The following is a 6851-nucleotide window of genomic DNA, read 5'->3' on the forward strand; positions in this document are numbered from 1 at the left end:
AACGATACTGCATACGACACTGCGGCAACAGTTCACCGGCCAGGCACCTGCGTGCAGCCGTATGAACATGCCGTCGCGCAGCCATTCGGCAATGCGCTCTATTCTGACAGAGAAGAGGAGATACCATCATGAACGCCCCTGAAAAGCTGACCATCCCTTCATTGCGGGACCGCGTCTCGGAAGAGGAATGGCAGACCCGCGTCGACCTGGCCGCCTGTTACCGGCTCGTCGCCGACTTCGGATGGAGCGACCTGATATTCACCCATATCACCGCGCGCGTGCCGGGCACCGAGGATCAGTTCCTGATCAATCCCTACGGCATGATGTTCGACGAGATCACCGCCTCATCGCTGGTCAAGATCGACCTGCATGGCAACAAGATCGAGGAGTCGCCTTTCCCGGTCAACCCGGCCGGCTTCACCATCCATTCGGCGATCCACTCGGTGCGGCATGACGCCCAGTGCGTGCTGCATGTCCACAGCATCAACGGCGTTGCCGTCTCCGCGCAGAAGAATGGACTGCTGCCGCTTTCCCAGCAATCGATCTTCGTGCTCTCCAGCCTGGCGTACCACGGCTACGAAGGCGTCGCCCTCAATGAGGACGAAAAGCCGCGCCTGGTCGCCGACCTGGGCGACAAGAATTACCTGATGCTGCGCAATCATGGCCTGCTTACGCTGGGCAAGACCATCGCCGATGCCTTCGTCAACATGTACATCTTCGAGGCGGCCTGCATGATCCAGGTTCGCGCGCAGGCCGGCGGCGGCGAACTTATCGAGATTCCGCAGGCCATCATCAGCGGCGCCAAGGATCAGGCGCGCACGGTGACCAAATCGAAAGGCGGCATGCTGGCCTGGCCGGGCCTGCTGCGCCGGCTCGACCGCATCGATCCGTCGTACCGCACATGAATGAGCGCGCCTGAGGGCGCGTACGAGACTCACCGGGCGGCGCACCGTGAAATTCGTGCAATGCCCGCTTGCAATCCTTATTTTGGAAAAGAACGGCATGGAGACAATCGATCAATCCCGCGCGACCTTCCGCGACATGCAGGACAGCACCGCCGAGGACTGGAAAATCATCGGCAAGGAATTCAAGGCCTATGCGGCCGCCTTGCCCGACCGCGTTCTCGCGCATCTTCGCCTGCTCGACGGCGACTGCGGCGGCTTCCCGGTGGACCGGCTCACGCACAGCCTGCAGACCGCGACACGCGCCTACCGCGACGGCCGTGACGAGGAATATGTCGTCTGCGCCTTGCTTCACGACATCGGCGATACCCTCGGCAGCTTCAATCATCCGGATATCGCGGCAGCCATCGTCAAGCCCTTCGTCAGCCCCGAATACCATGCGATCGTGGAAAAGCACGGCATCTTCCAGGGCTACTACTTTTTCCATCACCTCGGCATGGACCGCAATCTGCGCGATCAGTTTGCCGATGCTTCATTCTATGATGCAACACTGGAGTTCTGTGAAAAGTACGATGCACCGGCATTCGACCCGGACTACGAGACCTTGCCGCTGGAGTTTTTCGAGCCCATGCTGCGACGCGTAATGGCCAAGCCGAAAAATACCATCTACAAATCCGCTGTCGACTGAAACGCCTTCAGGAGGGCTATGGTGCGGTGCGTCATCGAAATTCGTTGACGGTTTTAGTACGGTCGTTCAAAAATCATGCTTCAATAAGTAGAAGAATTCCAACTACGAGGCAGGAGGCATGATGTCTGAATTTCCCAAGAGCCCATTGATGGGCCAGATGATGAATCAGCCTTTGCTGATTTCCAGCATCATCAAGCATGCGGACCGTTACTACGGTAGCAATGAAATCGTTTCGCGCCGCGTCGAAGGCGACATCCATCGCTATACCTACCGCGACTGCCACAAGCGTTCGCGCCAGATGGCCAATGCGCTCGCCAGCCTCGGCGTGAAGATGGGCGACCGCGTCGCGACGCTGGCCTGGAACGGCTACCGCCACCTGGAACTGTATTACGCCATTTCCGGTTCCGGCGCAGTGATGCATACCATCAATCCGCGTCTGCACCCCGAGCAGATCGCCTATATCGCCAACCACGCCGAAGACCAGTACCTGTTCTTCGACTTGACCTTCCTTCCGCTGGTCGAGGCATTCGCCGCGCATTGCAAGACGGTGAAGGGCTTCATCATGATGTGCGACCGCGATCGCATGCCGGCCGAGACCAAGATCCCGAACCTGCAGTGCTACGAGGATCTGGTCGCCTCGAATTCCGACCAGTATGAATGGCCGCTGTTCGACGAAAATTCCGCGTCAAGCCTGTGCTATACCTCGGGCACGACCGGCAATCCCAAGGGCGCGCTCTACTCGCACCGTTCGACTGTCCTGCATTCCTATGCATCCGCGATGCCCGATGCGCTGAACGTGTCGGCACGGGACTCCGTGCTGCCGGTGGTGCCGATGTTCCACGTCAACGCATGGGGCCTGCCGTATTCTGTGCCGCTGACCGGCGCCAAGATGGTGTTCCCGGGTCCGGCGCTGGACGGCAAATCGCTGTTCGATCTGTTCGAGCAGGAGAAGGTGACATTCTCCGCCGGCGTGCCGACCGTCTGGCTCGGCCTGCTGACCTATGTCGGCCAGAACAACCTGCAGTTCTCCAGCTTCAAGCGCACCGTCATCGGAGGTTCGGCATGCCCTCCGGCGATGATGAAAACCTTCCGCGAGAAGTACAACGTCGAGGTGGTCCACGCCTGGGGCATGACGGAGATGTCGCCGCTGGGCACGACCGGAACGCTGCAGAGCCATCATCTCGGTCTGCCGCCCGAGCAGCAGACGGCCGTGCTGGAGAAGCAGGGCCATGCGATCTTCGGCGTCGACATGAAGATCGTCGGTGACGACGGCAAGGAACTGCCATGGGATGGCAAGACCTACGGCAACCTGCTGGTCAGGGGGCCATGGATCATCAGCAGCTATTTCAAGAATGAAGGCGGCGATGTGCTGGAAGACGGCTGGTTCCCGACGGGCGACGTCGCCACCATCGACCCTGACGGCTACATGCAGATCACCGACCGCAGCAAGGACGTCATCAAGTCCGGCGGCGAATGGATCGGCACCATCGATCTCGAGAATATTGCCATGGCGCATCCGTTGGTCCAGCAGGCGGCGTGCATCGGGGTATTCCATCCGAAATGGGACGAGCGTCCGCTGCTCGTCGTGGTGAAGAAGCCAGGAGCGGAAGTCACCAAGGAAGAACTCATCCAGTTCTATGACGGAAAAATTGCCAAGTGGTGGACGCCCGACGACGTCACGTTCGTCGATGCGCTGCCGATCGGCGCCACCGGCAAGGTATTGAAGAACCGCATTCGAGAACAGTTCAAGGAGTACAAACTGCCCACCGCATAACACATAGCACCTTACCGGATCAGCATCACAAAGAGAGCCTTCGAAGAACAGGCCCGACGTTATACCAGCGTACCTAAATAAGGATGAGACATATGATGAAGAAGATTCGCCCCCTCGTTTTGGCAGCCTCCGTCGCAGCAGCCTTCGCCGCGCCGGCATCGCATGCGGACACCATCAAGATCGCGATGATCGAAACGATGTCGGGCGCGTTTGCTCCCATTGGGCAAAACCAGCTCAACACCTTCCGCATGTTCACGGAAATGGCGAACCAGCAGAAGTGGGCCGGCAACCATACCGTGGAGGTGCAAGCCTTCGACGGCAAGGGCAGCCCGCAGGAGTCGCTGAACCAGCTCAAGACCGTGATCGACCAGGGCTACCGCTATATCGCCCAGGGTAACGGCTCCGGCGTGGCGCTGGCGCTCGTCGACGCCGTCAACAAGCACAATGAGCGCAATCCGGGCAAGGAGATCGTGTTCCTGAACTACTCCGCCATCGATCCCGATCTGACCAACAGCAAGTGCAGCTTCTGGCACTTCCGCTTCGACGCCAACTCGGACATGAAGATGGAGGCGCTGACTTCCTACATGGCCAAGGACCAGAACATCAAGAAGGTCTACATCATCGGCCAGAACTATGCGCATGGACACCAGGTCACGCGTGCAGCGAAGGACTACCTCAAGCGCAAGCGTCCGGACGTGCAGATCGTCGGCGACGACCTGCATCCGATTGCTACCGTCAAGGATTTCGCTCCCTACGTCGCCAAGATCAAGGCTTCCGGTGCCGACTCGGTCATTACCGGCAACTGGGGCGCCGACCTTGCGCTTCTGGTGAAGGCGGCCAAGGATGCAGGCCTGACCGCCAAGTTCTACACCTACTACGGCGGCACGTCGGGCGTACCGACGGCGATGGGCGGATCGGTGGCCGGCATGGTCAAGCAGGTGGCCTACTGGATCCCGAACAATGAAACATTTGCCGGCAAGGAAATCGTCGAAGCGTTCAAGAAGAAGTACAACGACGACTTCTACGTCAGCGACATCTACACCGTGGTGCAGATGGTCTCCAAGGCCGCCAAGGACACCAACTCCGTCGACCCGGTCAAGGTGGCTTTCGCACTGGAAGGCATGAAGGTCAAGGCAGTCAACGGCGATGTCGAAATGCGCGCCGCCGACCATCAGCTGCAGCAGCCGCTCTACATCTCGACATGGGAAAAAGTGGACGGCAAGAAGGTCAAGTATGACCAGGAAAATACCGGCTATGGATGGAGCATGGATCAGAAGATCGATTCCTACGTGGCCACCCAGCCGCATTCCTGCCAGATGAAGCGTCCGGGCCGTCCGTCCTGATCTTCAACCCTATTTGCGGCATGGCACCGAAGCGGTCCATGCCGCATTTCTGCCGCGTGGCGGCAGATCCTTTCCCGACATTTACCTGAACGTACCGCGCCGGACAGCTTGAAGAGAGCCTGATTTTCCGGACCCTCGGCGGAAGCTGCGCGCCCATCCGGCGCACCAGAACGGGTCTTGCGGATCGTGGATGAGACGGTCCAGGCGAGAAGGGTAATGCGATGCCGAATACCTCATAGATTCCTTTGTCACGTACGCTTTACACCCGCTGTTGGCGCCGATATGCTGTCAACACAAAACACTTATAAGGAAGAGACAAATGGCCATCCAATTCAAATCCTTGATCATTCCGCTTTCCCTAGCCGCCGCATTCGCGGCACCCGGCGCCGTGTATGCGGAGAACGTGAAGATTGCCTTCATCGATCCGCTGTCCGGTCCGTTCGCGCCGGTCGGCCAGAACGGCTTGAAGAGCTGGCAGTACATCGCCGAAATGGCGAATGCGCAGAAGTGGGGCGGCGAGCATACCTTCGAAGTGGTCGGTTTCGACAACAAGGCGAGTCCGCAGGAATCCTTGTCGCAGCTCAAGACCGTGATCGACCAGGGTTACCGCTACGTTCTCCAGGGCAACGGCTCCGGCGTGGCGCTGGCGCTGATCGATGCCATCAACAAGCACAACGACCGCAATCCCGGCAAGGAAGTCCTGTTCCTGAACTATGCGGCGGTCGATCCCGATCTCACCAACAGCAAGTGCAGCTTCTGGCATTTCCGGGTCGATGCCAATTCCGACCAGAAGATGGAGGCGATGACCTCCTACATGGCCAAGGACCAGAACATCAAGAAGGTCTACATCATCGGCCAGAACTATGCGTTCGGCCATCAGGTCACGCGTGCGGCCAAGGACTACCTCAAGCGCAAGCGTCCGGATATACAGATCGTCGGCGACGACCTGCATCCGATCGGACAGGTGAAGGACTTCTCTCCCTATGTTGCCAAGATCAAGGCCGCAGGGGCTGATACCGTCATCACCGGCAACTGGGGCGCCGACCTCGCGCTGCTGATCAAGGCCGCCAAGGACGCAGGCCTGACCGCCAACTTCTATACCTATTACGGTGCGACGACCGGCGTGCCGACGGCGATGGGCCCCTCTGGAGCCGAGCGCGTTAAGTATGTCGGCTACTGGAATGCCAACAATGAAAAATTCGTCGGCAAGGAAATCGTCGAAGGCTTCAAGAAGAAGCATAACGACGACTACTACGTGATGGCGACCTATACCGGTTTGGCCATGCTGGGCAAGGCGATCAAGGAAACCAAGTCCACCGAGCCGCTCAAGGTCGGGCTGGCGATGGAAGGCATGAAGGTCCAGAGCCTGAACGGCGAAGTCGAGATGCGCAAGCAGGATCATCAGCTGCAGCAGCCGCTGTACATCGCCACCTGGACCAAGGTGAACGGCAAGGATGTGAAGTACGACCAGGAAAATACCGGCTACGGCTGGAAGACCGATGTCGTGCTGGACTCCTACGTCGCATCGCAGCCGACTTCCTGCCAGATGAAGCGCCCTAACTGATTGTTGTTCCACGGCAGCGCGCCGGTTCAAGGCGCGCTGCGTTTTTGCTGCATAAAAAAAGTACGGTCGTACAAGAAATTGAGAGAGGTCGCCTCGTGGAGTTCACTTTAATCACCTTGCTTAACGGTTTGAGCTACGGGCTCCTGCTGTTCATGCTGTCTTCCGGTCTGACGCTGATCTTCAGCATGATGGGCGTGCTCAACTTCGCGCACGCCAGCTTCTACATGCTCGGCGCCTATTTCGCCTATGCCGTCAGCACCAAGATCGGCTTCTGGCCCGCGCTCGTCATCGCACCGCTGCTCGTCGGCGTCATCGGCGCCGTCGTCGAGCGCTACGGCCTGCGCTCGGTCCACAAGTACGGCCACATCCCCGAACTGCTGTTCACCTTCGGCCTGTCCTACGTGCTGGTCGAGCTGGTGCAGCTGGTCTGGGGCAGGGCGGCCGTGCCTTACCCGATTCCCGCCGAACTCGACGGACCCCTATTTACCCTGTTCACCACCACCTTCCCGATGTACCGCGGCTTCATGATGCTGGTGGCCATCCTGATGCTCGTCGCCATCTTCCTGGTGCTGACCAAGAC

Annotated in this window: 6 protein-coding genes; all 6 read left to right on the forward strand. The window is 59.1% G+C overall.

The window, feature by feature from the left end:
* The first annotated feature begins 128 nt into the window (after positions 1-128).
* Complete coding sequence (locus IGW03_RS13890) at positions 129-905, forward strand: class II aldolase/adducin family protein (protein WP_194723150.1); 777 nt, start codon at positions 129-131, stop codon at positions 903-905.
* Between the two features lie 97 nt (positions 906-1002).
* Positions 1003-1590 carry an HD domain-containing protein gene (locus IGW03_RS13895; RefSeq protein WP_228535477.1) on the forward strand — a complete coding sequence of 196 codons (588 nt, stop codon included), beginning with the start codon at positions 1003-1005 and terminating at the stop codon, positions 1588-1590.
* Positions 1591-1711: 121 nt separating this feature from the next.
* Positions 1712-3364, forward strand: a complete 1653-nt coding sequence (locus IGW03_RS13900; RefSeq protein ID WP_323744972.1) for a 3-(methylthio)propionyl-CoA ligase — start codon at positions 1712-1714, stop codon at positions 3362-3364.
* Positions 3365-3459: 95 nt separating this feature from the next.
* Complete coding sequence (locus IGW03_RS13905) at positions 3460-4707, forward strand: branched-chain amino acid ABC transporter substrate-binding protein (RefSeq protein WP_194723174.1); 1248 nt, start codon at positions 3460-3462, stop codon at positions 4705-4707.
* A gap of 319 nt (positions 4708-5026) precedes the next feature.
* Positions 5027-6271, forward strand: coding sequence for a branched-chain amino acid ABC transporter substrate-binding protein (locus IGW03_RS13910; RefSeq protein ID WP_194723151.1), 1245 nt, complete (start codon positions 5027-5029; stop codon positions 6269-6271).
* 95 nt (positions 6272-6366) lie between these two features.
* The coding region (locus IGW03_RS13915; protein WP_194723152.1) for a branched-chain amino acid ABC transporter permease at positions 6367-6851 on the forward strand (485 nt) is incomplete at its 3' end.

The sequence above is a fragment of the Noviherbaspirillum malthae genome (assembly GCF_015352985.1).
Taxonomy (GTDB): domain Bacteria; phylum Pseudomonadota; class Gammaproteobacteria; order Burkholderiales; family Burkholderiaceae_D; genus Noviherbaspirillum; species Noviherbaspirillum malthae.

Bases quoted from the DNA above. Each gene is read 5' to 3' on its own strand.
- IGW03_RS13895 (WP_228535477.1), top strand. From the start codon at position 1,003: ATGGAGACAATCGATCAATCCCGCGCGACCTTCCGCGACATGCAGGAC.
- IGW03_RS13910 (WP_194723151.1), top strand. From the start codon at position 5,027: ATGGCCATCCAATTCAAATCCTTGATCATTCCGCTTTCCCTAGCCGCC.
- IGW03_RS13890 (WP_194723150.1), top strand. From the start codon at position 129: ATGAACGCCCCTGAAAAGCTGACCATCCCTTCATTGCGGGACCGCGTC.
- IGW03_RS13900 (WP_323744972.1), top strand. From the start codon at position 1,712: ATGTCTGAATTTCCCAAGAGCCCATTGATGGGCCAGATGATGAATCAG.
- IGW03_RS13905 (WP_194723174.1), top strand. From the start codon at position 3,460: ATGAAGAAGATTCGCCCCCTCGTTTTGGCAGCCTCCGTCGCAGCAGCC.